Here is a 25,830-nt window from a genome sequence, read left to right on the forward strand (position 1 = left end):
AAAAGCCCGGAGCGATGTCACCGGGCTTTCTGTTTTATTGCGCCGTTTTATCAAATTTACCCAGCACTTCACGCTCGTACGCCAGCGCTTTTTTGCGGTCAAATTTGTGTTCCCATTTGGCGATAACCAGCACCGCCAGCGCGTTACCCACTACGTTCAGCGCGGTACGCGCCATATCGAGGATACGGTCAACGCCGGCGATAAAGGCCAGACCTTCCAGCGGAATACCCACGCTGCCCAGCGTCGCCAGCAGCACCACGAAGGAGACGCCCGGCACGCCGGCAATCCCTTTCGACGTCACCATCAGCGTCAGCACGAGGGTAATTTCCTGCCAGATGGAGAGGTCGATACCGTACAACTGGGCAATAAAGATCGCCGCAATGCTCTGATACAGCGTTGAGCCATCGAGGTTAAACGAGTAGCCGGTAGGCACCACGAAGCTGGTGATCGACGCCGGCGCGCCATAGGCTTCCATCTTCTCAATAATACGCGGCAGCACGCTCTCGGAGCTGGCGGTAGAGTAAGCCAGAATCAGCTCATCCTTCAGAATGCGAATCAGAGTCCAGATGCTCAGCCCGCAAACCCGCGCCACGATGCCTAATACCACCAGCGCGAAGAACAGGATCGCGAAGTAAACCAGAATCACCAGCTTCGCCAGCGGCCACAGCGAGGCGAAGCCGAAGGTCGCCACGGTCACCGAGATCAGCGCGAACACGCCAACCGGAGCATAACGCATCACCATATGCGTCACTTTGAACATGGTTTCAGAGATAGAGCGGAACACCGTAACCAGCGGTTCGCGGTGGGTAGCGGGCAGCGAGGAGAGGCCGAGACCAAACAGCACCGAGAAGAAGATAATCGGCAGCATGTCGCCTTTCGCCATCGAGGCCACGATATTGGTCGGCACCAGCGAGAGGATGGTGCCCATCAGGCCATGCGCGTGGCTCTGCACTTCCGCCGTGGTGTTTTGATACTTCGAAATATCCACCGCCGCCAGCTGCGACATATCGATCCCGCTCCCCGGCTGGAAGACGTTCGCCAGGGTGATCCCCAGCACGATAGCCACCGTGGTGATCACTTCAAAATAGATAATGGTTTTCGCGCCGATACGGCCCAACTGCTTCGCGTCGCCCACGCCCGCAATACCGACCACCAGGGTCGAAATAACGATCGGTACGACGATCATTTTAATCAGATGGATAAAGATATCGCCCGCCGGGGTCAGCAGATTCGAGATCAGCCAATCACGGCTTTCGGCGTGGTAATGCAGGTAACTGCCCAGAAGTATGCCCAGCACCAGCGCCAGCAAAATTTGCCAGGCCAGGCTGACTTTTGTTTTTTTCTTCACTACAGACTTCCTCGATGAAAGGCACCATTCCAGGAGGTAATGGCGCCCACTGAAAGGGGTATGAATTGTGTTGCGTTGCTTTATAGGGTTATTTAACGCGCAATATCAGTATCATTTGCACGGCATGCTGCGCAAGTCTTTAAGAACAGCGGTTTACTCTGATTTTATGCATAAACCCGCTAATATTCCCACCTTATATTGCATAAGTATTTGTTATAAAAAATATTTAATATATTCAACTTCTATTAATCCATTTCTGAAATTATTTCACATAAAAGTTTCATTTGATTGCTTTTCATTCAATTTATTTATTGCGTGATCTGCCCCCCAAATAGCAAACAAAGCCACCAAAGCCCCTACTATTAACGTTTATTTGACATATATTTAACAACCTACAGGAGAAAAAAAGCCATGAGCCAAATACATAAACACCCTATTCCCGCTACTATTGCGGAACGTTGCCTGATTAACCCGGAACAGTACCAGGCGCAGTATCAACAGTCCGTCACCGACCCTGATGCCTTCTGGGGCGAACAGGGCAAAATCCTTGACTGGATGAAACCCTACACGCGCGTGAAAAATACCTCATTCGCGCCAGGCAATATTTCGATTAAATGGTACGAAGACGGCACGCTGAACCTCGCCGCTAACTGCCTCGATCGCCATCTGGCGGAGCGCGGCGACCAGACGGCCATCATCTGGGAGGGCGATGACGCCAGCCAGAGCAAAAACATCACTTATCGCGAGCTACACCGCGATGTCTGCCGCTTCGCCAACGTCCTGCTCGATCTCGGCATCAAAAAGGGCGATGTGGTCGCTATCTATATGCCGATGGTGCCGGAAGCGGCGGTGGCCATGCTGGCCTGTGCCCGCATCGGCGCTATCCATTCGGTGATTTTCGGTGGCTTCTCGCCGGAAGCGGTCGCCGGACGAATCATCGATTCAAACTCCCGTCTGGTGATCACCGCTGATGAAGGATTGCGCGCCGGTCGCGCGATCCCCCTTAAGAAGAACGTCGATGACGCGTTGAAGAATCCGAACGTCAAAAGTATCGAAAACGTGGTGGTGCTCAAGCGTACCGGCGGCAAAATCGACTGGCAGGAGGGGCGCGACCAGTGGTGGAGCGATCTGATTGAGAAAGCCAGCGCGGAACACCAGCCTGAAGAGATGAACGCCGAAGATCCGCTGTTCATCCTTTATACCTCCGGTTCCACCGGTAAGCCAAAAGGCGTGCTGCACACCACCGGCGGCTACCTGGTCTATGCGGCTTCGACCTTTAAATACGTGTTCGACTATCATCCGGGCGACATCTACTGGTGCACCGCCGACGTCGGCTGGGTCACCGGCCACAGCTACCTGCTGTACGGCCCGCTGGCCTGCGGCGCAACGACGCTGATGTTCGAAGGCGTACCGAACTGGCCGACCCCGGCGCGCATGTGCCAGGTGGTGGATAAGCATCAGGTCAACATTCTCTATACCGCTCCTACGGCGATCCGCGCGCTGATGGCGGAAGGCGATAAGGCCATCGAAGGCACCGACCGCTCTTCCCTGCGCATACTCGGCTCCGTCGGCGAACCGATTAACCCGGAAGCCTGGGAGTGGTACTGGAAGAAAATCGGCAACGAGAAGTGCCCTGTGATGGACACCTGGTGGCAGACCGAAACTGGCGGCTTTATGATCACCCCGCTGCCCGGCGCCATCGAGCTGAAGGCCGGCTCCGCCACGCGTCCCTTCTTCGGTGTCCAGCCGGTACTGGTCGATAACGAAGGCACACCGCTGGAAGGCGCGACCGAGGGCAACCTGGCGATCGCCGACTCCTGGCCGGGCCAGGCGCGCACGCTGTTTGGCGACCACGAACGCTTCGAACAGACCTACTTCTCCACCTTTAAAAATATGTACTTCAGCGGCGACGGCGCGCGCCGTGACGAAGATGGCTACTACTGGATCACCGGCCGCGTCGATGACGTGCTGAACGTTTCCGGCCACCGTCTGGGGACCGCTGAAATTGAATCGGCGCTGGTGTCGCATCCGAAAATCGCCGAAGCGGCGGTGGTCGGCATTCCGCATAATATTAAGGGCCAGGCCATCTACGCCTACGTGACCCTCAACCATGGCGAGGAACCAACGCCGGAGCTCTACGCCGAGGTACGCAACTGGGTTCGTAAAGAGATTGGTCCGCTGGCGACGCCGGACGTGCTGCACTGGACCGATTCCTTGCCGAAAACCCGTTCGGGCAAAATCATGCGCCGTATTCTGCGCAAAATTGCCGCGGGCGATACCAGTAACCTCGGCGATACCTCAACGCTTGCCGATCCGGGCGTGGTGGAGAAACTGCTCGAAGAGAAGCAGGCCATCACGATGCCATCGTAAACCAACCGATCCCCTACACCCTCTCCTCTTCGGGGGAGAGGATATAAATACATACTCCCGAAGGATTTCAGGTAGCAGGAAAGCGGTAAACAGGCGGATTCCCGACAGTTAACTGCCGGGCGGATGAGTGTTGCCGACGACCGGCGCGTGAATGACAAAAGGGAACCTCTGGAGACGCTACGATGAACGATCAGATTTGTCAGCGGATAGAAAATAGTGCGCATTTTAAGGAACTTGTTGCAGCCCGGCAAAGGTTTGCCGCCATCCTGTCACTGATTATGCTGGTGATTTATGTGGGCTTTATTCTGCTTATCGCCTTCGCCCCCGGCTGGCTGGGCACGCCGCTGCATGCGGGCACCAGCGTCACCCGGGGTATTCCGATTGGTATCGGCGTGATCGTTATCTCTTTCGTATTAACCGGAATATACGTCTGGCGGGCAAATGGTGAATTTGATCGGCTGACGAAGAGCATTCTCAGCGAGGTTAAAGCATCATGAAGAAAGTCCTGACGGCGCTCGCCGCCACGCTCCCTTTTACCGCCAATGCCGCGGATGCTATTACCGGCGCGGTACAGCGCCAGCCGACTAACTGGCAGGCGATTATCATGTTCCTGATATTCGTCGCCCTGACGCTCTATATCACCTGGTGGGCGTCAAAACGCGTACGTTCGCGCAGCGATTACTACACCGCGGGCGGCAATATCACCGGTTTCCAGAACGGGCTGGCGATTGCCGGCGACTTTATGTCTGCGGCCTCGTTCCTCGGCATTTCCGCGCTGGTTTACACCTCCGGCTACGATGGGTTGATCTACTCGCTCGGCTTCCTCGTCGGCTGGCCGATTATTTTATTCCTGATCGCCGAACGCCTGCGTAACCTCGGGCGCTATACGTTTGCCGACGTGGCGTCCTATCGTCTTAAACAGGGGCCGATTCGCACCCTCTCCGCCTGCGGTTCGCTAGTGGTAGTGGCGCTCTATCTGATCGCCCAGATGGTCGGCGCAGGTAAGCTTATCCAACTGCTGTTTGGCCTCAACTACCACATTGCGGTCGTCCTGGTCGGCGTGCTGATGGTGCTTTACGTCCTCTTCGGCGGCATGCTCGCCACTACCTGGGTGCAGATTATCAAAGCGGTCCTGCTGCTGTTCGGCGCCAGCTTTATGGCCTTTATGGTGATGAAGCACGTCGGCTTCAGCTTCAATAATCTGTTCACCGAAGCGATGGCGGTCCACCCGAAAGGCGCGGCGATTATGAGCCCAGGCGGGCTGGTGAAAGACCCGATATCAGCGCTATCGCTCGGTCTCGGGCTGATGTTCGGTACTGCGGGCCTGCCGCATATTCTGATGCGTTTCTTCACCGTGAGCGACGCCAAAGAAGCGCGTAAGAGCGTGTTTTACGCCACCGGCTTTATGGGCTACTTCTATATTCTGACCTTTATCATCGGTTTCGGCGCCATCATGCTGGTGGGGGCGAATCCGGCGTTCAAAGATGCGGCCGGGCAGCTTATCGGCGGCAACAACATGGCAGCGGTGCATCTGGCGGACGCGGTCGGCGGCAATCTGTTCCTCGGCTTTATCTCGGCCGTCGCCTTCGCTACCATTCTGGCGGTGGTGGCCGGTTTGACGCTGGCGGGCGCTTCGGCGGTCTCTCACGACCTGTACGCGAACGTGTTCCGTAAAGGCGCGACCGAACGTCAGGAACTGAAGGTGTCGAAGATTACCGTGCTGATCCTTGGCGTAGTGGCGATTCTACTTGGCATCCTGTTCGAGAATCAGAACATCGCCTTTATGGTCGGTCTCGCATTCTCCATCGCCGCCAGCTGTAACTTCCCGATTATCCTGCTGTCGATGTACTGGTCGAAGCTGACCACCCGCGGGGCGATGATTGGCGGCTGGCTGGGTCTGCTGACCGCGGTGATTCTGATGATCCTCGGCCCGACTATCTGGGTACAGATCCTCGGCCACGAAAAGGCGGTATTCCCATATGAATATCCGGCGCTGTTCTCTATCGCCATTGCCTTTGTCGGTATCTGGTTCTTCTCCGCCACCGATAGCTCAGAAGAAGGATTGCGCGAGCGCGAGCGGTTCCGCGCCCAGTTTATCCGTTCGCAGACCGGGATTGGTATCGAGAAAGGTCAGGCGCATTAGCCCCTCTCTTTCCCCGGCCTGCCGGCCGGGGAACATCTTATTGATACGTAAACGTTATCGTTCCGCTCGCGTTCGCGATGCCTGGCGTCACTTTAGAGCCAGTTTTGTAATAGTTCGCCGTAAACGTCAATGCATTGGATGCCGCCGCCCCGCCGGGGTTATCGGGATCGGTGAATATCGTATAGCTGGCATCCGCGCCGGGATTAGTTACCGTTGTTCTGTTGTAAGGATAGACCCGGTAGTTGGTGTTCAGGGATAACGGAACGCCGCGGGTATTCAACTGAACCCCGACGCCGGTCGCCACGTTATCCCCTGTCGTGAGCGCCATCACGCTATGATCCGGGCTATCGCCTGTCGTTTCAGTCGCGTTAACAGCCATCGTGACTCTTGTACCGGGTTCACAGGACAAGATCAGCGTTTGTTCGGCATAACCCGCCTTGCTTGAAAGATCGAATACGTTGGTACTGATTGAGCCCATCGTAAAATTCAGGGCCCCCGTACTGGCCGTGCACCCCATCGGGGTCAGCTGGATTTTTGTCGAACCGGTGACGTGCAGTTGAGAAATAACCATCGTGCCTTGATCGTCTTTCACTGAAACAGTGGCAATAGGATCGGCTAGCGTCAACGTGCTATTACTCGCAATAGCACCGCCCGTTGCGACAAGCTGTATTTGGTAGGTAGGCGCATAGTTAGTGCTTGCCTGAGTATCCCAGGCTCCATTTGGTTTTCCAATATACAGGTCTGCATCGCCGATATAGTGCACATTGTAGTCAGAGTTAAAATCGTTTGAGTCACCGTCATATTCACCAGTAATATTTAACCAGACTTTCACTCTGATACCGATTCCCTGCACCGAGGTCGAGTAGATATTATCGCCAACTAACGTTCCGGCATTTCCCGAACTCCATTCAAATTTTGAATATATCGACCCCACACAGTTTGTAAAAGATGTTGTGGAATGAGTAAGCTGCCCTGAATCATAAAGAATGGTACCTGCAGAGTAACTACCGGCATTGACCAGGACCTGCGCAGGTAAATTAGTCAACGATATATCCCCCTGGTTTGTGCCAGTTTGGCATGCCCAGCTGTAAGCCGGTAACAAACAGGTCAGCAATAATAAAATAAACGTCTTCATACCTCTCCCTCGCGTGAATAGTTCACCTATAGGCCACATTAAAAGTGACCGTATAAGCGACATTTCCCGCCGTTATTTTTCCATTCGGCGTATACATCCTTGCGTTCATATTAAAAACGTGTTCAGAACCCTCAATGAAAGCATAGGTATAGCTGTCGTTTGGCCCCAGGGCCTTTTGATCCCCCGCGCTTAACAGCTGAAGGCCGACGTCCTTGGCGCCATAAATGTTCTCACTCTCATAAATATCGGTATAGGTACTGTTAAATGAGGTACCGCTAAACGTTAGCGTTACGGAAGCCGTTCCAAGAGAGCAATTATCAAAGGCAATGGCAACGATCTTCGCAGCGCTACTCGCACCTGGTTTTCCGCTCAGACTTTGATAGGACACTGTTCCCAGATCGATAGTACTGGAGGGCTTTATCGACACCTCGCATACGGGCTCTTCAATCTTACCGGTGACATTGAAATTAACAGTACTATTCGCATCATAGGCCCAGACGGGACTTGCGAAAATGGATACAAACCCAATGCTAATAATGAATAACAAGCGTGATTTCATTAATGGCCGGCAATTATTTCCTTCCATCGCTTCCATCCTGATTTTATGAATTAAAGCCATCATCCTGATATTCATCATTGGCAATCCGCTGCATAAAAAACGATATCATCCACTGACTGATTAGAGGACAAATCATAATTGAGATAACACTGGCTATTTTTCGTATCACCCCATTTCACAAATAGCCGGCCTTTTTTGGGTAACCCGGTCAAATAGGCTTGCCCGGCATCGCCCACAATTGAACTACGGCGCTCTTTATCATTCAGATTTTCATCATCTAGCGTCACCACAGCGCCAAAAGGCACCGCTTTGTTTTTGTAGCTTATGGTGATCATGGCCTTATAGCCGATCCAGGTATCGTATTTGACTTTAACAACCGCATTACGCGTCGGTACGACTGTTTTGACAATATTATCAATTTCCGCACCAGAGACCTGCTGCTCATCAAGAGAGAGATTGTTTTCATGGTAAGGTCGTACAAAAGGCACAACGGCGTATCCGAAAGCATCGGTCGTAATATTCGTCTGCCCGCGCACTGCCACATCGCTAACGCCAGGCGCTTCGACCAGCGCCACGCTCTCACCCAGATAGCGAGAAAGGGTTACCCCGCCGGAATGGGCAACCATCCCACCGCGCAACGAGTAGTTGTAGTGCGAGCTATAGCTGTCATATCCGTATCCGGCGGCGACTTCGCCTCGTGAACCCTGATAGTTCAGATTGACATTTCCCGAGGTGCCTTTGTCGCTGGCGTTGTAGCCTTCCTGCACGTTCCAGCTCAGGGAACGGTCCGCAAAAGCAGAACCGCTCAGCCCCAGATTATGGGTCGTGTCGCCCGTCCGGCTGCTGTTCAGGTTGTAGTTAGCCGATATATCCGCGCCAAAAGGCATGCTCACCGTAAGCGAAATCATATTATCACTGGTCGGAGAGCTATCGCTGTTCTGGCTTGCGCTCTGCACATTTCGGCTATAGGAGTAGTTAATGAAATAGGAAACGCGGCCCAGAGTATTGCTATAGCTCACCCCCAGCGACTCCATATGTGAATTATCCCAATAAGATTCACTGACCAGCGAGAGGGAGAGAGAACCGAACCCGGAGAAAATCTGGGAAGCCGAAGCATCAAAACGATCTTTAGTCCGCCCCGTTGATGAACAGCACCCGCTATGAGCATTCGCACTATCAATGAAGTTCTGCAGAGAATAATAGCCATGGGTCGAATAACGATATCCGGCAACGGAGAAGTTGGTACCCGTCTGCGGAATATCTTTACTAAAGCGCACGCGATAAGATTGCCCTTCGCTGGATGACGTTCGATCCGCAGCGGGATTGTCTTTGATATCCGCCCAGGACTGAGATGCATCCAGAGAGAGCGCGCCGATAGTGCCGAGGTTAAGTCCGGCGCCCAGCAGAACATTACTGTATTTGTCTTCAAGCTGCTGAAAACCGCTATATAGCGTGACGTTACTTGATGCCCCCCAGGCAAGGTTATATTGCAGGAAGTTGTATTCCTTTCCACCGGAGCTCCCCGAGCGGGTTTTACCGCCGCTAAGAGCGTAATCTACCTGGCCCTCGCGCTGCAAAATCGCCAGCGAAGCGAAAGGCACCACAAAGCTCTGTTCACTGCCATCGGACTCTTTCACCGTCACATACAGATCGCCCGCGCTGCCGGTTGGATAAAGATCGTTTATCTCAAACGCGCCGGGAGAGACCGTGGTTTTATAGATGCTGTATCCATTCTGATAAACCGTCACGTCGGCGGTCGAGCGGGCGATGCCTTTAATGACCGGCGCAAAGCCATTTATACTGTCCGGCAGCATCTCTTTATCTGAATTCAGCTGTAGCCCGGTGAAGCTAATGCTGTCGAACACGCTTGATGAAGTATAGGTTTGACCCACGATCAGCTGGCCTTTCAGGGCGTGTATGTCTCGCGCAATATAGCTGTAGACCGAGTCCCACTGGTTGCCGTTATCATCATGGTTAAGAGTGCTGTAATTACGTAAGCGCCACGGCCCAATGTTTAAGCCTGGCTGCAGGCTAACAAACTGGCTCGACGTCGCTTCCCCGCCGTGCCGCGGGTCGGTTTTTTGCCCGGAGAGATTATAGTTAAGCAGCCCCGCGGTAATGCCCTGCTGCCATCGGTTTTCAGGAACATATCCCCGCGGGTGATGCATCACCGCGACCTGAGGCACGTTAAAATCAACGCGCTGTTGCGAAAGTAATACCGTGGTTCCCCATCCGGGGATCGCGGATAGCCTGGCGCAGCTGGAGCCCGCGACCGCGAGCTCGGGGTAATTTTCCGTTTTAATTGACCACTCTTTCAGATGCGCGACGCTGATACAAGGTGAAGAATCGTCATGATTTTCATCCTGTTGCTTGAAACTGACCGATTCGGAAGCGACAAATTCGTTGTTAATATAAACATCAAGGTTATATTCGCCAGGAGGTACGGTTTCCTGGGAGATATAGCTTAAGTCGACCGACGTTGTACCCGTTTCATTGACCTCCAGCAGGTGAGGATTGAAATATTCACCGGCGAGAGTAGATAGCGGAACTGTGGCAAAGCAGGAAATAATGGCAACGTAGCCACTCTTCAACAGGAATGTAAAATTCTGCCCAACGTTATTGAATGATGGCGGTGTATTTTGGTCCCGGCATTCCATAATCATTGATCACGCTCCATGTGATTTTCTTTTTCCCTGGTGAAGATGTATTTGCAAGCGGTATTTTTATTGTTGAGAACGGAGCTACAAACCATGCTTCAGGGACTGACCTACCATTAACTGTTATTTCTGAAAAATTCATATATAGCGGCGAGGCGTTTTTTACTTTAATTTCTCGGCCTTCAGTAGACCACTGCAGCTTTTCGGCAAAATTTTCCGGAATGGCATTTTTTAATGCCGCCGGGCGAAAAATAAGTTTAATCCGCGAGTTAATGGCAAACTGCACCATATTTTTGTCCGGCGCGCTATCCATAGCGGGAATGCCTTTAATATTTAGCCAAAACATTGACTCTCGCTCCTCGGGCAGCGGTTTACCTGAGCGAAGAATGCGCACAAACCCTTTTTCTCCCGCCTTCAGGCGAAATAGCGGAGGGGTTGTAATAAAGGAATCTTTTGCCGGTGATGCTTCATCCACAACAGCGATCCACGACTGGACAATATTTGTAACGTTATCCTTATTTTGCACAGATACCGTCGCCGCCTTTTGCGTACCGTCGAATATCACTCGCGTCCCGCCAACCACCACACTGGCCTGCGCGACGGATATGCAGGAAAAAAAACACATCAAATAAGCTAATTTATTCATGGTAGAGTCCAGTGAGGGAAAGCTCAAGGCTTTCCCTATGTCTATTTATATAATGCTTAATTAATAATAGGTGACATTATAAGTTACTGTTGTCTGCACCGGCCCTTTTGTTGGATCAGCGGCACCCGACTTAGCCATTTTAACGATAAACGGAATGGTAGCCTCGCCAGAAGAAATATCGACATCTGAACCTTCAGTATTGTTCTTCTGTACGACCCCGGCATTATCAAAAATAGCTATTGCGACATTAGCGGCTGGAGACACTGGAGCCTGGTTTTTAAAATAATCGCTATTAAATGCATCTGCTTCACCACCAAAAGTAATTCTGGCTTTTGTCAGAGCCCCCTCTTCACCGGTAGGGCAATTGCTCAAAGTGAAAGAGAAGTTCTTGGCCGCGCTATAGGTATTATCTTTTAAATCTGCTACCGAAACAGTGCCCATTTCAATGGCGTTAGCGCCATTGTTGATATTGGCTGTACAAGTGGTATCTGAGACCGTACCGGTAAAAGTAATTGTATTCGCTGCTTGTGCCATGGTCACCAGAGAGCAGCCAGCAGATAAGGTTAATATTTTGGCAAGTGTTTTGGCTTTTAATTTCATTGGTATTCCCCTGTATATTAAGATTAACAATCAATCCATCAATTGTTTTATGGCATTTATTAGAGATTGAAATTAAATATCAACTTAAGATTTAAGCTGACTTGCTGCATGGGGAGTGAGTTGCCTGTATTTAATTATATTAGATCATAAATACAAGAGCTTTAATTCCACATGAATCCATTCAATAATAAAAGCTCACGTAACTAAGGTAACTAAAATCGAGATTATTCTCAACCACAGTTTATGAATTATCTTAATTAAGAAGTCACGTTATATAAAACACTAAAGCATACACATGAAAAATATTTAAATGAAATCATAGCATTAAAAACAAAACATATTCATACAACCCATCATTTATCATATTTATATTCATCTTGATAATTAAAAACACTAAAATCAGAAATAATTTCTTACAATTAAGCGCAAATAAATAAGGACATACTCTAAGACATTCGTTCCATTATTCTTAGAATCCTGATAGTTAATGCCTACTCATATATATAAAATGACTAATCATATGAATATTAAGAGAAGTTAGATATATACTTCCGCACTAATAAAAAAACGCATTGTGTAAAAAGCAATATTTAGAACATCACCCAACGCACCAGCGGCGCGGCCAGCACCATCACCACCCCGGATAGCATCATTACCAGGCTGGCGACCACGCCCTCCTGCGGGCCAAGCTCGTAGGATCGTGCGGTACCGGCGCCGTGCGATGCGGCGCCAAACCCGGCCCCCTTTGCCATTCCTTCGCGAATAGAAAGGCGCAGAAACAGTACATCGCCCACCGCCATACCGAATACCCCGGTCACCACCACAAACAGGGCGACTAAGTCTGGCTGACCGCCCAGCGGTTTGGCTGCCGCCAGCGCAAAGGGCGTGGTCACCGAGCGTACCGCCAGGCTGCGCTGGATCTCATCAGGTAAAGTCAGTAATCGCGCCAGCCACACCGAGCTGGTCACTGCGACAACCGACGCGGTAGTGACGCCGGCAGTCAGCGACATCCAGTGGCGCTTAATGATCGCCAGGTTGTCATACACCGGCACGGCAAAAGCGATCGTCGCCGGACCCAGCAGCCACAGTAGCCAGTGGGTCTCCCCCATATAGCGTTGATAGGAGATATGGCCAACCACCAGAATCATGACCAACAGAATCGGGGTAAATACCAGCGGCATCAGCGGAAGTTTATGGAAGCGACGGTAAAGCCGCTTGTTGGCAAAATAGAGTCCCAGCGTGACCAGAAGGCACAGAACGCTTAGCTGAAAATCACTCATGTTTCATCCTGCTGACTTCATAGTGATACACTTTATCAACCACCCACGCCGTTGCGCCCAGTACCATGGTGGTACTCAGGCCAATGACCAGAAAGATGCGCCAGCCATCGACCATTAGCAGCTGCGCGTAGTTGACGACCGCCACCACCGCCGGCACGAAAAATAGCAGCATCTCTGCCAGCAGCCAGCGGGCGCCGGCCCGTACCCAGTTTAGGGGGATAATGCGGCAAACAATCAGCGCCAGCAGCAGCAGCATGCCAACCAGATTCGCCGGAAGCGGCAGGTGCAGCCAGTTGACTAAATATTCAGAGCAGACGAACAGTCCGGCGTAAATCAGTACCTGAACCGGTACCTGAAGACGTTGCATGACGAAGGGCGTCACGCGTGCTGGCGCGAAGGCCATGAGCGGTATTCCTGAAAAAGAAGACAGGCGTGCAGTATAGAGAGCCGCCCGGCCCGGCAGAAATGAATTAAAATCATCGCAGGTATAGTCTCAGGGAATAATCATGGATATCCGAACGCTGCGTTATTTTGTCGAAGTGGTTCGCCAGCAAAGCTTTACCCGCGCGGCGGAGAAACTGTTCGTCACGCAGCCCACCATCAGCAAAATGCTTAAAAATCTGGAAGATGAGCTGAACTGTACGCTGCTGATCCGCGACGGGCGCAAGCTGCTGCTGACCGATACCGGACGCGTGGTTTTCGAGCGCGGGCAGGCCATTCTTGGCGAATTTCATCAACTGGAGTCGGAGCTGAGCGATATTAATCATCTGCACAAAGGCGTACTGCGCCTCGGGATCCCGCCGATGGTCGGCATGCTGATGGCCGAGCCGATTAGCCGCTTCCGCCAGCGCTATGCGGGCATTGAGCTGAAAATCGCCGAGTTTGGCGGGTTGACCGTGCAGCAGGCGGTTAGCAACGGCGAACTGGATCTGGCCATGACGGCGCTTCCCGTTGATGAGGCCAGCGGCCTGACGACGCTATCTCTGTTCAGCCATCCGCTCTGCGTACTGACGCCGAGAACGGCGCAGTGGGAGAGCATCGCGTCATTATCGCCGCAGGCGCTCGCAGCGTATCCGCTGGTAATTTACAACGAGGATTTCGCCCTCAGCCAGCAGCTGATGCGGCTTTTTGCTCAGCATGAGGTTAAGCCGCGCATCGCCGTACGCAGCGGACAGTGGGATTTTCTGGCCGCCATGGTGCAGGCAGGAATTGGCGTCGCGATTTTGCCGGAACCGATTTGCCAGCGTCTCGACCCACAGAGCTTTTGCTGGATCCCCTTGCAGAGCGACCTGCGCTGGGAGCTGGGGATGATTTGGCGGGAAGGGGTGTATATGTCGCACAGCGCGCGAGCGTGGCTGGCGTGCAGTAAGGCGTTCTGGCTGAAGTAAGTCCCCGGGTCGCGGCGTAAACGCCTGACCCGGGGAACAACCGCGTTACTGGTCTTCGATAAGCAGCGCTTCCAGCAGGTCGAGGTCATGCAGCAGCTTCTGCAGCGTCTCGTTACTAATCTGCCGGGTGGCGCGCAGGTGGTACAGCTCACCGCGTTCTGAGCGCAGCGCCGCCAGACGGAACCGCCGTTCGAGGCTCTCTTCCAGCATTGAGGTCTCAACATCGTTGCGCCCATCGACGCGACGACGCAGGTTACCGATGACCCGCGAACTGACCTCGGTCAGCAGCTGATTATCGATATTCTCTTTGGTATCCGCAGCCAGGCGCTCCTCCATTTTCTGAATCGCGACAATCGCCACATCCGCGGTTGCCGCCCGCGCCAGACGCTCCTCTTTGCGCTGCTGGACATGATCGCTCGACTCGATATGCCGCAGCAGAATCGGCAGCACAATCACGCCGACGAACAGCGAGAACAGAATTACCCCTGCGGCCAGGAACACCAGCTCATAGCGCGCCGGGAAGACGTTGCCGTCCGGCAGCAGTAGAGGAATCGACAGTACGCCGGCAAGGGTAATCGCCCCGCGGACACCAGCGACGGAGGAGATCAGCAGCTCGCGCGTGGTCCAGGAGCCAAACTCCATCGGTTTCTTTTTCAGGAAACGCTGGCTGAGTTTGCGCATCGTCCACAGCCAGCCAAAACGCACCAGCATCAGGGCGGCATAAATCAGGATGATATCGGTAAACAGCATCCAGGTTTCGACGTTGGGATCCGCTTCCGCGGCCACCAGAGAAGTGGAGAGAATATCCGGTAGCTGCAGGCCCAACAGCAGGAAGACCATGCCGTTAAACACAAACTCCAGCATCGCCCAGGTGCTGTTGGCGCGCAGGCGCATCGCCAGCGGCGCGCTGCGCATCACCCCGGAACGCGTGATAGTCATCCCCGCCGCGACCGCCGCCAGGATCCCGGAAAAGCCGATATGCTCGGCGATCAGGTAAGAAGCGAATGGCAGCAGGAACAGCAGCACAATTTGCGTTGCCGGTTCATCGCCGCCCCAGCGGCTGAGGAAGCGCATCGAGCGCCCGTACAGCCAGCTGACCACGAAGCCCGCGAGAATACCGCCGACCGCCACCTTGAAAAACTCCACCGTCGCGCCGCCTACGGTAAAGACCATGGTGCCCATCGCCACCGCAACGGCAAACTTCAGGGAGACCAGGCCGGAGGCATCGTTCATCAGCGCCTCGCCCTGCAAAATCCCCATAATTTTTTTCGGGATGCGCCCTTCGCCAACAATCCCGGATAGCGCCACGGCATCCGTTGGCGACAGGACCGCCGCCAGAGCAAAAGCCGGAATCAGTGGAATACCCGGAACGATCCAGTAGATGAGGTAGCCAATACCAACCACCGTCACCACCACCAGCGCTAGCGCCAGACCAAAAATTTCTCGCCCATGCTCAATGAATTCGCGAGTCGGCGTCTTCCAGCCGTCGGCAAAAAGCAGCGGCGGAATGAACAGAACCAGAAAGAGTTCAGGGTCGAATTCAACGTGCAGTCCGAAAGTAGGCCAGGCCAACAGCGCGCCGATGCCGATTTGGATTAAGGGGAGTGGAACCTGAAAGGGCAGTACGCGTGTAACCACCCCGGAGAGAGAGACCACGAGGGTCATGATGAGTATGGTAAAAAATATTTCCATGTGTTCCCTGTTTGCTGCGTTTCTTTTTTTACATCTGAGGCGTCATGTCTCGGCATAATACGCTACTCAGATTAACGCAAAAGGAAACAGGATGTGGCTTAAAAATTAAGCGGGCGGCCAAAGCCGCCCGTTGTTAGCAGAAAAAGTTAAATCGCCCAACCGCCGGCATAGAAGATAACCAGCGCCGCGGCGATGATCACCGTACCCAGGTTAAGCTTACGCCATTCACCAGACACCAGACGTCCAATCACCAGCGTCGCAAAGCCGATCATGATACCGGTCACGATGTTGCAGGTCAGCACGATAAAGACCGCGGTAATCAGGCCCGCCATCGCGTCGACGAAGTCGTTGAAATCGATTTTCGCCACGTTGCTCAGCATCAGCAGGCCGACGTACATCAGCGCCGGAGCGGTGGCATATGCCGGAACCAGATAGGAGAGCGGCGAGAGGAACAGGATCAGCAGGAACAGCACGCCGACGGTCACTGCCGTCAGGCCGGTTTTACCACCCGCCGCCGTACCGGCAGCCGATTCGATATACACCGCCGCCGGCGCCGCGCCCACCAGGCCGGAGAAAACGCTGCTCAGGGAGTCGGTGGTCAGCGCTTTGCCGCCGTTAATAATCTGCCCGTCTTTATCCAGCAGGTTCGCCTGACCGGCCACCGCGCGAATGGTACCGGTGGCGTCAAACACCGCGGTCATCACCAGCGCAAGCACGCTTGGCAACACGACCGGATTCAGCGCCCCCACGATATCCAGACTACCGATCAGCGAGTTGCCTTTATCGTCGCTCAGCGACGGCATGGCGAAAATCCCGGAGAAGTGGACGTTAGGATCGAAAATCAGGCCGATAATCGAGACGCCGATAATCGTCAGCAGGATACCGCCCGGCACTTTCAGTTTTTCAAGGCCGATAATCACCGCCAGCCCGACCAGCGACATAATCACCGGGAAGCTGTCAAAATGCCCCAGCGCCACCGGCAGACCATCCAGCGGGTTTTTGATCACCAGGCCTACGCCATTGGCGGCAATCAGCAGCAGGAACAGGCCGATACCAATCCCGGTGCCGTGCGCCACGCCCTGCGGCAGGTTACGCAGGATCCAGCTACGAATACCGGTTGCGGAAATCACCGTAAACAACACGCCCATAAGAAAGACCGCGCCCAGCGCGACCGGAATGCTGATCTGCTGACCCAGCACCAGGCTGAAGGCGGTAAACGCGGTCAGCGAGATGGCGCAGCCAATCGCCAGCGGCAGGTTCGCCCACAGGCCCATCACCAGAGAGCCGACGCCGGCAACCAGGCAGGTGGAGACAAATACCGCTGCCGGCGGGAAACCCGCTTTACCGAGCATACCTGGCACCACGATGACGGAATAGACCATCGCCAGAAAGGTGGTAAGACCGGCAACGATTTCCTGACGCACGGTGCTGCCGCGAGCAGAAATTTTAAACCAGGCGTCTAATGAACCGCCGTTACGCGCAGAAGGCGTAGACATAGAAAACTTCCCCTGAGAATTTTTATCGTTCGTCTGGATGCGTGGTGGACCATCCACTGCCAGTTAAACGCGATCTCCTTGTGCTACATCGCAGCGCCAGGGGCTGTGAAAAGCAAACGTTTAACTCCGCGCATCCAATACGGTGTGAAGAATGACTTTGCTCCCCCCTGTCAGCAGAGGAAATGATGAGCAAAATAAAAAGGCAAACGATTATCCAGCCTTTAGACGGGCCTTTTCAACTGAAGTTTGTCGTATTTCGCTAAATTTCGCTTATGACGTTCAGGAAATAACCAGCCGATGCGCAAACGTTATCGTCCATGCGCAATCCGGTAACATTTTTGTATTGCGCTGATAGCAATTTTCGCCGGTCATCGGCTTTAGTAATAGTTTACTCGCCGGGTAAGGTAAATGGTCCCCCGCGCGCAATCGCCTTCTGCCAGGCCGGACGCTGCTCTACGCGCTGAACCCACTGCGTCAGATGCGGTAAATCATCCACGCCGCCGCGCGCCAGCAGCGCCATCGCCGGAAAGCTCATCTGAATATCGGCCATACTTAAATCCGCGCCGGCAAACCAGCGCTGGCGGGAAAGATGCGCCTCAATAAAACGGGCATGGGTTTCCACCTGGCGGTTAAGCCACGCCTTTTGCACCCCTTTGCCCAACGCATTGCCCAGCGTGCGCATGCCAAACGGCACTGGGGGTTTACCCAGGCTGGCAAATACCAGCTTCATCAGCAGCAGGGGCATTAGCGAACCCTCGGCGTAGTGCAGCCAAAAACGATATTGCAGCTTATCTTCCACCGACTCAGGCTTTAAGCGCCGGGCGCTATCATAGGTTTCCTGTAAATACTCCAGGATGGCGCCGGATTCCGCCAAAATATGGCCGTTATCCTCTACAACTGGTGATTTGCCCAGCGGATGAACGCTTTTTAATTCCGCCGGGGCGAGCATATTCTTTCCCCGCTGATAAGAGACAACCTGATAAGGCAGCTGCAGCTCTTCCAGCGCCCATAATACGCGCTGCGATCGTGACTGATTGAGATGATGTACCGTTAACATGGGCCTCTCCCGCTGTTTGTTCAAATTAACTATAGGAACAGGCGGCGAATGACGGGAATTTTTCGGCAAACGGAAGAGGCAAATTCAGAGAAAAAAGCCACACTTAAAGTGTCGGCGCAAACCGGAACCTCCATCAAAGATTGCGCAATACTGAGGTGAGCCGACGTCGGGGGAAACCCTCCTGCGTACCAGCGGGATAGTGCGAAAGACCAAGACCGGAAAACAACTAAAGCGCCCTGTTGTGGCGCTTTAGTTGTTTTAGTCATCTTCCAGCAATCGCGCGCCGGTCCCCTCTTCACCCAGCTTATCGCCGGGGTTACGTAACGGGCAATCGCGGCGCGACAGACAGCCGCAGCCAATGCAACCATCGAGCTGATCGCGCAGCGCGGTCAGGGTATGGATGCGTCGGTCTAGCTCTTCCCGCCACTGGGACGACAGCATCTTCCACTCTTTGGCGCTGAGGTTATGCCCTTCCGGCAGCACGCCGAACGCGTCGCCGATGGTTGCCAGCGGAATACCAATACGTTGCGCAATCTTAATGATCGCCACCGCGCGCAGGACGTCGCGCCGGTAGCGCCGCTGATTACCCGCGTTGCGCTGGCTGTGGATCAGCCCTTTGCTTTCATAAAAGTGCAGCGCGGAGACGGCCACGCCGGTTCGTTTTGCCACTTCGCCGGGCGTCAGCAGCATTTTGATGCGGGGTGATTTCTTTTCCATAAAGCGCTTTACCTCAAGTTAACTTGAGGAATTATACTCGCCCGCAGACAAAACGACGAATCGAGAATTGAGAGAGGCCGCTTTATGTCCCATCAGGATATTATCCAAACGCTTATTGAATGGATTGATGAACATATCGATCAACCACTTAACATTGATATAGTCGCCAGAAAATCGGGATACTCGAAATGGTATCTGCAGCGGATGTTCCGCGCCGTGATGCATCAAACGCTGGGAGATTACATTCGCCAGCGCCGCCTACTGCTCGCCGCGGAAGCGCTAAGAACCACCCAGCGTCCTATTTTTGATATCGCGATGGATCTCGGCTACGTGTCGCAGCAGACTTTCTCGCGGGTGTTCCGCCGCGAATTTGACCGTACGCCTACCGCCTATCGCCATCAAATTTCGGCCTGATAAGGCTGCTGATAAGGGCAGAGGCTGATGCGGTCATTCGCCAGCCACTGCATGAACTCCTGCGGTGGCATCGCTTTCGCAAAGTGCCATCCCTGGCAGTATTGCACGCCGCGCTTTTGGAGCCATGCGACCTGCCCTGCCGTTTCGACGCCTTCAGCCACGATTTTTAAGCGCAGGCTGTTCGCCATCTGGATAATATGCTCAGCAATCATGTGGCTGGTGCTGTTGCTCGTCAGCATGTCGACAAAAGATTTATCAATCTTGAGGACATCGACGTTGAGCGCATGGAGGTTGTTCAGGTTGGAGTACCCGGTACCGAAATCATCAATGGCGATTTCATATCCCGCCTCGCGGAACGCCTGAATCACCGGCGTCGTTTTCGCCACGTCGATAAACCCGCGTTCGGTCACTTCAATTTTAATTTGTTCCGCCTTGACCGCGTAGCGGCGGAGCTTCTCGTTGATGTTCTCAATCAGGCGAGCGGAATGGAAATCGGAAGCGGAAAGGTTAATCGCTACGTACAGATGCGGCTGCCGTGCCAGAAACTCGCCAAGATCGGCAAAAACCTCTTCTATCACATAATCGGTGACCTGCGCGATCATCCCTTCGTTTTCCGCCAGTGGAATAAACTCCGCCGGGCTCATCACCGGGCCATCAAAGCCCGGCCAGCGCAATAATGCTTCGGTGCCGACGCAGCGGTTATTTTTAATATCGATAACCGGCTGATAGTGCAGGCACAGCTGGCGCCGGCTCAACGCCCGCTGCAGCATCTTGCGCGGAGAGTGGTACTGCTGCCGGGTGCGCGACCACACCAGTAAAAGCAATACGCTGCAAATCAGCCCCAGCGGTAACGTCAACGTGACCTGGTTATAAAAATTCTGAAAATAGCTGACGCGCGAGGTCGACATAATAACGGCTATCGGGCGAACGCTGGAATGAGCGATGGTATAAACGCGACCATCCTGATGAAATAAAGCCTCTTCAGCACGAATCAGACGATGCAGCTCAGCGGGATCGGCATTCTTGCTGACGGAAAAAAACTGCCGGGTTTTAGTGTCGAAAACGCCCCAGGCGAGGTTGCGGTCGCTGGTTATCAACGCGCTATATGAAAGCGGATTCACCACCACCACATAGTTACCGCGCTGCATATAGTTCATCGCGTAGTCTGGGTAGAAAGGCGTTTCGCGGTAGTAGTAAATCGCGATATCCGGCTTTTTGGTATAGGTTGCGGCCGGAATCCGCCACCCCGTCGGGCGGCGTACCGAGGTGGAGCAGAAAAAATGGGTGCCGTTGGCGTAGATTAAATCGTCGATATAGAGCAGACCGCGAACAATCCCGAGCAGATATTGCTGATGTTGCGGTGAACATATCTCTCCCTGATACAAACGGGCTTTATCCCGCGCTTCGTCGGCCTCATGAATCACTAACTCCGTTTTTTGCAACGCCAGCCGAGAAAACAACCGCAGCTGATCGCCGGTTTCCGCTTTGGCGCGTATCTGCGCAAACCACAACGCCAGCAGCACCGGTAGCAGAATGACTAACACGATGCCAAATATTCTCAACGCCTTACGTGGCGCGCTATGATTCATTTCCGCTTCTTATCCATGCGATACGCCTTAATCAAGGTGAGCTGCCCCGACGACTCTGCTTACTGTGATATGAATTAGGGCATCTCAGCAACACATGCTTTGACGTAAAAACCTCATGACGATGAATTATGAATAATACTGGCTTATAGAAGTCTGGAGAAACATTCTCAACAGAATGAGATTAGCTCCACTATGTTATTCGGTTTATCCGTATAATTAGCCGGAATAAGTAATAAAATCCGTAGAACATAAACCTATATAAAAAAGAAAAGTCGCCGGGAATCACTTATAATCGGCCTTCACGCTGAAAGAACAATCCTCCTCCTCGCCATTAACCACATCATTAGAATGGTTATAAGGCGCAATAAAAGACCTTTTTTAGGCTGGTCAATAAAAGAACAAGTGTGATATAGTTCACATTAGTTAATGAAACAAAAACGTTGTTTCATTACATTCTTGTTTGCCTGAAGATGACCAGAAGACCGTACCATCGTCAGTCTCACCCGGTTGTCAAAGGCTGCCAAATTTCGTTGAGGATAGGTTGATGGCTTCCATTACTACCAGTGTCGTACTTTTGCGCTGGCCGCTCGTGAGCGCAGTGCTGATGTTTCTGGCCAGCTCGTTAAACATTCAGCTACGTAAAAGCGATTATGCCGGTTTAGCGGTGATTTGTAGCTGTATGGGCCTGGCTGCGGCCTGCTGGTTCGCCACCGGTCTGTTAGGTATCACGCTGCTGGACGTGGCGAAAATCTGGGGTAATATCAAGGACGTGATGATTGAAGTCATGAGTCAGACCCCGCCGGAATGGCCGATGATGATGACCTGATGTCCGCCCGCCCTGGCCGGGCGCCGGTGCACCTGACCGGGCAGTCACTCCCTGGCCTGGACAGGTGCGCAGCAATTTCCCCCTCTGCGACAGCATAAATATATCACCGGCATAAACCGCAGCCATGGCAACATAGCCGCCAGGTTTTAGCGCATCCGCTGACCGACGTCGCGCCGTCCGGAAGCCTGCTCTGGCGCTCCGCGAGAAAAATCGTTCGGGCAGCGCTTTATCGCGCAGTGCGCCTGGTAAGCACAGGACGCCGCCGCCGTGGCGGTAGACTGGTAGGGACAGGAGGGCCGCTCACGTAATTTATCCCATTGCGTCTCGTCGTATCGCGTAACGTTATAAACCCTTATCGCGTGATACTGCTCGTTAATTAACACGCCAGACGAATAGAGCTTCATCGACTCTCCCGGCAGCAACAAAATGTCAGCTTCATACCAAAGAATAAATTTTAAAAAACGCAGGCTGGAAATCGAAGAGAAAGCCACGCCGGAATACGGGCACACAAGCGTATTATGAATAGTCCATTTCATTTTTTATCCTTGCAGGCATTGCTGATAAATGACTCTATATATTGATAGCATCCATCATTGCTACCCGCAAGGTTGTCGCCGAATAATTTGATATTAGACAATTCTCAACATTACTGATACTCAATAAGGCTTACCATGAATATGGCGATCTAATAATGAATGATTAGCCATAATAGCCAAAAACAATGCGCGCAGGCCTATACATAAATTAAAACATACTGACAATAAATTACAGGCCATCAGAATCGATAGCCTGTAGTGTTATTTTTGCATTATGCAGAAAGAGACTGAACGACTCGAAAAATAATCACCTGGGGGATTACCAGGTTTTACCGATATTAAACTGAAACTGCTCGGCTTTATCCCCATCGTATTTTTTAAACGGCTCGGCCCAGGAGAATACCAGCGGGCCTGGCGGCGACATCCACTGCACTGCAATCCCGGCGGACATCCGGATATGCGACGGATCGCCATAGTCTGGGATCCCGGCCGCCAGCGTCTGGCCGGTATTTTGCCAGGAGGTGCTCCATACCGTACCGGCATCGAGGAACAGCGACGTCCGCAAGCTGTCGGCGTATTTGTCATTCACAAACGGCGTCGGCACAATAAACTCGCTGTTCAGCACCGCCATCGCGTTACCGCCAACCGCATCGGATGATGAGTCCAGCGGACAGGCGCTGTAGCTGCTTTCAGAACCATTACAACGATAATAAGCTGCTTTTGGGCCAATCGTATTCGACGAAAAACCGCGAACCGACGACGATCCGCCGGCATAAAAATTATCATAAAACGGTACCGATTTGCCGTTTAGCCCATCGGCATAGCCCGCGCGCAGGTGCTCCATCCATACCCAGCTTTTGCTCTCGGTCAGCGGCATATATTGGGTGGTATCGAAAGTGACTTTGTAATAGCTGTTATCTCAACCGGGCACGGTGACTTTGGCGGTCAGGCTGCTTTTATTCCCCGCGCGCGGGAAGAAGCCGCGATCGAGGTTGCTATAGCTCCAGCCAACGCTGGCAAAATAGTCATTGGCGCTATAGGTGGCGCCGCCGCGGTAACCACCATCGTTTCATCATCATTTCCCGCAGCCGTTTCAGATTTCTTCATATCGTCTGGCGTGCTGCCATCAGCGGCCTGAACCGGCAGCGTCCCTCCCCAGATGACCATCGGGATCAGCACGGCCAGCGAGTAGTATGAATCGTGTTTCATGGAATATGCCCTGTTTTTCTTTTTAGCTGTCGGGGCGCGTCTTCTTCATCAGCCAGATAAACAACGGCAATGACTTTCATGCAAGCGCAGTATCTCTGCTTTTGGCGTAGCCGGGCCCTCCAGCTTAAATAGCGGAACAGCAATAAATAATGATCGGCCAAAATAGATTTTTTACTTTGGCAAAAATGAAGAAATAAACGCACCGTGCTATTCTTTGATAGCATTTGCCCAACAGCAGTAATAGGAGTATTGTGCCACACAACGTTATTAGAAATGAGATGTATTATCAAGTAGATAACTATGCATCACACCAATAAATTTAAATAATCCAATAAAAACAAAAAGATGAAATAATTATTTGCGCTTATTTCTTATTAGCACTTTAAATAATTAAAATATATCCACACCAAAAAACACAATCTGATCATATTATCTCCATAATTACTGACATCTATTTCTTTATTACTCCACTATAAATACTGAGCCTGTTAATTAATAAAATAGCTGATTAACCGACCGACATTCTCGATCGCCGGGGATGCTAACGGCGTGGAATTGACTAAAATAAGAAAATCCCCCTGCGGAGCACCGCACCATGAACACTTCATCGTTCTATCGATACCTTGTCGGTGGGCTCGCATGCCTTGCCGCCCTGCCATGCTTCACCTCCGTTTACGCCGCCACTGAGAACAAACTGTCAGAGCCAGAAGAACGCGAGGCTCTGGAGGTCAACGTTGACGATATGCTACAACCATGGAAGGGAGATTTACCCGGCATGCTCGACCGGCGAACTATTCGCGTATTAACCACCTTCAGCAAAACCTTTTTCTTTATTAACAAAGGCACTCAGCGCGGCGCCACGCACGATATTTTTATGGAGTTTGAGCGTAGCCTTAACCAAAGCCTGGCGAAGGAGAAAAAGCTCAAACATCGTCATCTTAAGGTCCGTATCATCTTTGTGCCGGTTGCCCGCGACCAGCTCATCAGCGCGCTTAACGCTGGTAAGGGGGATATTATCGCCGCCAACCTGACGATTACCCCCGCTCGCCAGCAGGAGATGACCTTTACCGCGCCGATATACTCTCACGTTCAGGAGCTGCTCCTTTCCGGCCCGGGTTCCCCCAAAGTGGACAATCTGCAGCAGCTTTCCGGTAAAACGGTCTTTGTGCGTACCTCATCGAGCTATTACGAAAGCCTGGTCGCGCTCAACGCGCGCTTTGCCCAGCAATCGCTCCCCCCCATCACCATCACACCGGCGCCCGAAGCGCTAGAGGATGAAGATCTGATAGAGATGCTTAGCGCGGGCCTGATCCCCTTGACCGTCGTCGACCGCCACAAGGCTCTGTTCTGGAAACAGGTCTTCCCCAGGATTCAGGTTCATCAGAACATCATTCTGCGCAACGAAGGCAATATCGGCTGGGCGGTACGCAACAACAGCCCGCAGCTGCTGGCCTTGCTTAATGAATTCATCAACAAGAATCGTCAGGGCAGCAAGCTGGGTAATACGATTCTGCTGCGCTACCTGAAGGATGCCCGATACGTTAAAAACGCGGCAGCACAAAAAGAGCGGCGTAAATTTCTGACCATGGTGGAGATCTTCCGCAAATATGGCGATCGATACGACGTTGACTGGCTGCTGATGGCGGCGCAGGGCTATCAGGAGTCGCGGCTAAATCAGTCGGTTCGTAGCCACGTCGGCGCAATTGGCGTTATGCAGGTGATGCCGGGCACCGGCAGGGAGCTGAACGTCGGCGATATTAAGCAGCTCGATCCCAATATTCATGCTGGGGTGAAATATATGCGCTGGATGATAGACCGCTACTATGGCGATGAACCGATGACCCAGCTTGATAAGGCGCTGTTCTCATTCGCTTCTTATAATGCGGGCCCCGCGCGCATCGCCCGACTGCGGGCGGATACCAAAAAGCGCGGTTTTGACCCAAACATCTGGTTTGGCAACGTGGAATATCTGGCCGCCGAGAAGATCGGTTCCGAGACCGTAAGCTATGTCAGCAATATCTATAAATATTACATCGCTTACCGGCTGATTGTGGATGAAATGGCGCGCAAGCAGCTGGCGACAGCTGCCGCCAAAAATCCGGCCTTGCCGCCCGCGACAGCGACGCCAGCCGTACCAGCCGCTGCGGCCACGCCCGCTTCGCAGTGAA

At 52.9% G+C, this 25,830-nt stretch carries 22 protein-coding genes and 1 pseudogene; 7 read left to right on the forward strand and 16 right to left on the reverse strand.

The window, feature by feature from the left end; genetic code table 11:
* Positions 1–34 precede the first annotated feature (34 nt).
* On the reverse strand, positions 35–1,348 hold the full coding sequence (gene gltP / locus K7H21_RS25900) for a glutamate/aspartate:proton symporter GltP (protein WP_004109428.1): 1,314 nt from the start codon (positions 1,346–1,348) through the stop codon (positions 35–37).
* Between the two features lie 411 nt (positions 1,349–1,759).
* Between gltP and acs the strand changes: the two genes are divergently transcribed.
* The 3 genes from acs (at position 1,760) to actP (ending at position 5,861) form a co-directional block, all read left to right on the forward strand.
* Entirely contained in the window at positions 1,760–3,718 is a 1,959-nt protein-coding gene (acs, locus tag K7H21_RS25905) for an acetate--CoA ligase (protein ID WP_087829676.1), read from the forward strand.
* 182 nt (positions 3,719–3,900) lie between these two features.
* Positions 3,901–4,215 (forward strand): DUF485 domain-containing protein, encoded by a 315-nt coding sequence (locus K7H21_RS25910; protein WP_004127871.1) that lies wholly within the window; start codon positions 3,901–3,903, stop codon positions 4,213–4,215.
* A complete protein-coding gene (gene actP / locus K7H21_RS25915) occupies positions 4,212–5,861 on the forward strand; it encodes a cation/acetate symporter ActP (protein ID WP_004127868.1) in 1,650 nt (549 codons plus the stop codon). The genes K7H21_RS25910 and actP overlap by 4 nt, the downstream gene beginning before the upstream one ends.
* Positions 5,862–5,898: 37 nt before the next feature.
* On the opposite strand, the gene K7H21_RS25920 is transcribed toward actP, so the two are convergent.
* The 7 genes from K7H21_RS25920 to K7H21_RS25950 all read right to left on the reverse strand — a co-directional run bounded on the left by K7H21_RS25920 (position 5,899) and on the right by K7H21_RS25950 (position 13,141).
* Positions 5,899–6,996 carry a type 1 fimbrial protein gene (locus K7H21_RS25920; protein WP_223035458.1) on the reverse strand — a complete coding sequence of 366 codons (1,098 nt, stop codon included), beginning with the start codon at positions 6,994–6,996 and terminating at the stop codon, positions 5,899–5,901.
* Positions 6,997–7,018: 22 nt separating this feature from the next.
* Positions 7,019–7,633: a fimbrial protein gene (locus tag K7H21_RS25925; RefSeq protein ID WP_223035459.1), complete on the reverse strand. Its 615-nt coding sequence runs from the start codon at positions 7,631–7,633 to the stop codon at positions 7,019–7,021.
* Positions 7,630–10,218 carry a fimbria/pilus outer membrane usher protein gene (locus tag K7H21_RS25930; RefSeq protein WP_223035460.1) on the reverse strand — a complete coding sequence of 863 codons (2,589 nt, stop codon included), beginning with the start codon at positions 10,216–10,218 and terminating at the stop codon, positions 7,630–7,632. The genes K7H21_RS25925 and K7H21_RS25930 overlap by 4 nt, the downstream gene beginning before the upstream one ends.
* Positions 10,172–10,858, reverse strand: a complete 687-nt coding sequence (locus K7H21_RS25935) for a fimbrial assembly chaperone (protein WP_223035461.1) — start codon at positions 10,856–10,858, stop codon at positions 10,172–10,174. Before K7H21_RS25935 ends, K7H21_RS25930 begins: the two co-directional genes overlap by 47 nt.
* A 60-nt stretch (positions 10,859–10,918) precedes the next feature.
* Entirely contained in the window at positions 10,919–11,458 is a 540-nt protein-coding gene (locus tag K7H21_RS25940; RefSeq protein WP_223035462.1) for a fimbrial protein, read from the reverse strand.
* A 590-nt stretch (positions 11,459–12,048) separates the two neighbouring features.
* The gene (locus tag K7H21_RS25945; RefSeq protein WP_004127853.1) at positions 12,049–12,738 is read right to left on the reverse strand and encodes an LrgB family protein; all 690 of its coding nucleotides are present in this window, start codon (positions 12,736–12,738) and stop codon (positions 12,049–12,051) included.
* A complete protein-coding gene (locus K7H21_RS25950) occupies positions 12,731–13,141 on the reverse strand; it encodes a CidA/LrgA family protein (RefSeq protein ID WP_004127852.1) in 411 nt (136 codons plus the stop codon). The genes K7H21_RS25945 and K7H21_RS25950 overlap by 8 nt, the downstream gene beginning before the upstream one ends.
* A 103-nt stretch (positions 13,142–13,244) precedes the next feature.
* Between K7H21_RS25950 and K7H21_RS25955 the strand changes: the two genes are divergently transcribed.
* On the forward strand, positions 13,245–14,126 hold the full coding sequence (locus K7H21_RS25955; protein WP_087829668.1) for a LysR family transcriptional regulator: 882 nt from the start codon (positions 13,245–13,247) through the stop codon (positions 14,124–14,126).
* 45 nt (positions 14,127–14,171) lie between these two features.
* On the opposite strand, the gene K7H21_RS25960 is transcribed toward K7H21_RS25955, so the two are convergent.
* The 4 genes from K7H21_RS25960 to soxR form a co-directional block, all read right to left on the reverse strand.
* The gene (locus K7H21_RS25960) at positions 14,172–15,818 is read right to left on the reverse strand and encodes a Na+/H+ antiporter (protein WP_004127849.1); all 1,647 of its coding nucleotides are present in this window, start codon (positions 15,816–15,818) and stop codon (positions 14,172–14,174) included.
* A 146-nt stretch (positions 15,819–15,964) separates the two neighbouring features.
* Positions 15,965–17,314, reverse strand: coding sequence for an NCS2 family permease (locus K7H21_RS25965; RefSeq protein WP_004127847.1), 1,350 nt, complete (start codon positions 17,312–17,314; stop codon positions 15,965–15,967).
* A 388-nt stretch (positions 17,315–17,702) separates the two neighbouring features.
* Positions 17,703–18,371 carry a glutathione S-transferase family protein gene (locus K7H21_RS25970; protein ID WP_004127844.1) on the reverse strand — a complete coding sequence of 223 codons (669 nt, stop codon included), beginning with the start codon at positions 18,369–18,371 and terminating at the stop codon, positions 17,703–17,705.
* Positions 18,372–18,629: 258 nt separating this feature from the next.
* Positions 18,630–19,088: a redox-sensitive transcriptional activator SoxR gene (soxR, locus tag K7H21_RS25975; RefSeq protein ID WP_004097815.1), complete on the reverse strand. Its 459-nt coding sequence runs from the start codon at positions 19,086–19,088 to the stop codon at positions 18,630–18,632.
* 84 nt (positions 19,089–19,172) lie between these two features.
* Here soxR and soxS point away from each other — a divergent pair, with 84 nt between their 5' ends.
* Positions 19,173–19,502, forward strand: a complete 330-nt coding sequence (soxS, locus tag K7H21_RS25980; protein ID WP_004097813.1) for a superoxide response transcriptional regulator SoxS — start codon at positions 19,173–19,175, stop codon at positions 19,500–19,502.
* Here the strand turns inward: soxS and K7H21_RS25985 are convergent.
* Complete coding sequence (locus K7H21_RS25985) at positions 19,487–21,091, reverse strand: EAL domain-containing protein (protein WP_004127839.1); 1,605 nt, start codon at positions 21,089–21,091, stop codon at positions 19,487–19,489. The two genes, soxS and K7H21_RS25985, sit on opposite strands and share 16 nt — an antisense overlap.
* Before the next feature lie 544 nt (positions 21,092–21,635).
* Here K7H21_RS25985 and K7H21_RS25990 point away from each other — a divergent pair.
* Positions 21,636–21,917, forward strand: coding sequence for a YjcB family protein (locus K7H21_RS25990; protein ID WP_004097808.1), 282 nt, complete (start codon positions 21,636–21,638; stop codon positions 21,915–21,917).
* 146 nt (positions 21,918–22,063) lie between these two features.
* Here the strand turns inward: K7H21_RS25990 and iraM are convergent, their stop codons facing one another.
* The 3 genes and pseudogenes from iraM to K7H21_RS26005 all read right to left on the reverse strand — a co-directional run bounded on the left by iraM (position 22,064) and on the right by K7H21_RS26005 (position 23,662).
* Complete coding sequence (gene iraM / locus K7H21_RS25995; RefSeq protein WP_049115948.1) at positions 22,064–22,453, reverse strand: anti-adapter protein IraM; 390 nt, start codon at positions 22,451–22,453, stop codon at positions 22,064–22,066.
* Positions 22,454–22,772: 319 nt separating this feature from the next.
* Positions 22,773–23,501: pseudogene (locus tag K7H21_RS26000) on the reverse strand (BamA/TamA family outer membrane protein); the annotation flags it as partial.
* On the reverse strand, positions 23,399–23,662 hold the full coding sequence (locus tag K7H21_RS26005; RefSeq protein ID WP_223035917.1) for a hypothetical protein: 264 nt from the start codon (positions 23,660–23,662) through the stop codon (positions 23,399–23,401). The pseudogene K7H21_RS26000 and the gene K7H21_RS26005, both read right to left, overlap by 103 nt.
* A 595-nt stretch (positions 23,663–24,257) precedes the next feature.
* On the opposite strand from K7H21_RS26005, the gene K7H21_RS26010 reads away from it, so the two are divergent.
* A complete protein-coding gene (locus K7H21_RS26010; RefSeq protein ID WP_223035463.1) occupies positions 24,258–25,829 on the forward strand; it encodes an MltF family protein in 1,572 nt (523 codons plus the stop codon).
* The last annotated feature ends 1 nt before the right edge of the window (position 25,830 follow it).

The organism is Klebsiella sp. CTHL.F3a, from assembly GCF_019890895.1.
Lineage (GTDB): Bacteria > Pseudomonadota > Gammaproteobacteria > Enterobacterales > Enterobacteriaceae > Klebsiella > Klebsiella grimontii.

Bases quoted from the DNA above. Each gene is read 5' to 3' on its own strand.
- K7H21_RS25910 (WP_004127871.1), top strand. From the start codon at position 3,901: ATGAACGATCAGATTTGTCAGCGGATAGAAAATAGTGCGCATTTTAAG.
- K7H21_RS25945 (WP_004127853.1), bottom strand. From the start codon at position 12,738: ATGAGTGATTTTCAGCTAAGCGTTCTGTGCCTTCTGGTCACGCTGGGA.
- K7H21_RS25925 (WP_223035459.1), bottom strand. From the start codon at position 7,633: ATGATGAATATCAGGATGATGGCTTTAATTCATAAAATCAGGATGGAA.
- K7H21_RS25985 (WP_004127839.1), bottom strand. From the start codon at position 21,091: ATGAATCATAGCGCGCCACGTAAGGCGTTGAGAATATTTGGCATCGTG.
- acs (WP_087829676.1), top strand. From the start codon at position 1,760: ATGAGCCAAATACATAAACACCCTATTCCCGCTACTATTGCGGAACGT.
- soxS (WP_004097813.1), top strand. From the start codon at position 19,173: ATGTCCCATCAGGATATTATCCAAACGCTTATTGAATGGATTGATGAA.
- K7H21_RS25990 (WP_004097808.1), top strand. From the start codon at position 21,636: ATGGCTTCCATTACTACCAGTGTCGTACTTTTGCGCTGGCCGCTCGTG.
- K7H21_RS25935 (WP_223035461.1), bottom strand. From the start codon at position 10,858: ATGAATAAATTAGCTTATTTGATGTGTTTTTTTTCCTGCATATCCGTC.
- K7H21_RS25970 (WP_004127844.1), bottom strand. From the start codon at position 18,371: ATGTTAACGGTACATCATCTCAATCAGTCACGATCGCAGCGCGTATTA.
- soxR (WP_004097815.1), bottom strand. From the start codon at position 19,088: ATGGAAAAGAAATCACCCCGCATCAAAATGCTGCTGACGCCCGGCGAA.
- K7H21_RS25960 (WP_004127849.1), bottom strand. From the start codon at position 15,818: ATGGAAATATTTTTTACCATACTCATCATGACCCTCGTGGTCTCTCTC.
- K7H21_RS26010 (WP_223035463.1), top strand. From the start codon at position 24,258: ATGAACACTTCATCGTTCTATCGATACCTTGTCGGTGGGCTCGCATGC.
- K7H21_RS25965 (WP_004127847.1), bottom strand. From the start codon at position 17,314: ATGTCTACGCCTTCTGCGCGTAACGGCGGTTCATTAGACGCCTGGTTT.
- K7H21_RS25955 (WP_087829668.1), top strand. From the start codon at position 13,245: ATGGATATCCGAACGCTGCGTTATTTTGTCGAAGTGGTTCGCCAGCAA.
- K7H21_RS25940 (WP_223035462.1), bottom strand. From the start codon at position 11,458: ATGAAATTAAAAGCCAAAACACTTGCCAAAATATTAACCTTATCTGCT.
- K7H21_RS25930 (WP_223035460.1), bottom strand. From the start codon at position 10,218: ATGATTATGGAATGCCGGGACCAAAATACACCGCCATCATTCAATAAC.
- K7H21_RS25950 (WP_004127852.1), bottom strand. From the start codon at position 13,141: ATGGCCTTCGCGCCAGCACGCGTGACGCCCTTCGTCATGCAACGTCTT.
- K7H21_RS26005 (WP_223035917.1), bottom strand. From the start codon at position 23,662: ATGAAACACGATTCATACTACTCGCTGGCCGTGCTGATCCCGATGGTC.
- actP (WP_004127868.1), top strand. From the start codon at position 4,212: ATGAAGAAAGTCCTGACGGCGCTCGCCGCCACGCTCCCTTTTACCGCC.
- K7H21_RS25920 (WP_223035458.1), bottom strand. From the start codon at position 6,996: ATGAAGACGTTTATTTTATTATTGCTGACCTGTTTGTTACCGGCTTAC.
- iraM (WP_049115948.1), bottom strand. From the start codon at position 22,453: ATGAAATGGACTATTCATAATACGCTTGTGTGCCCGTATTCCGGCGTG.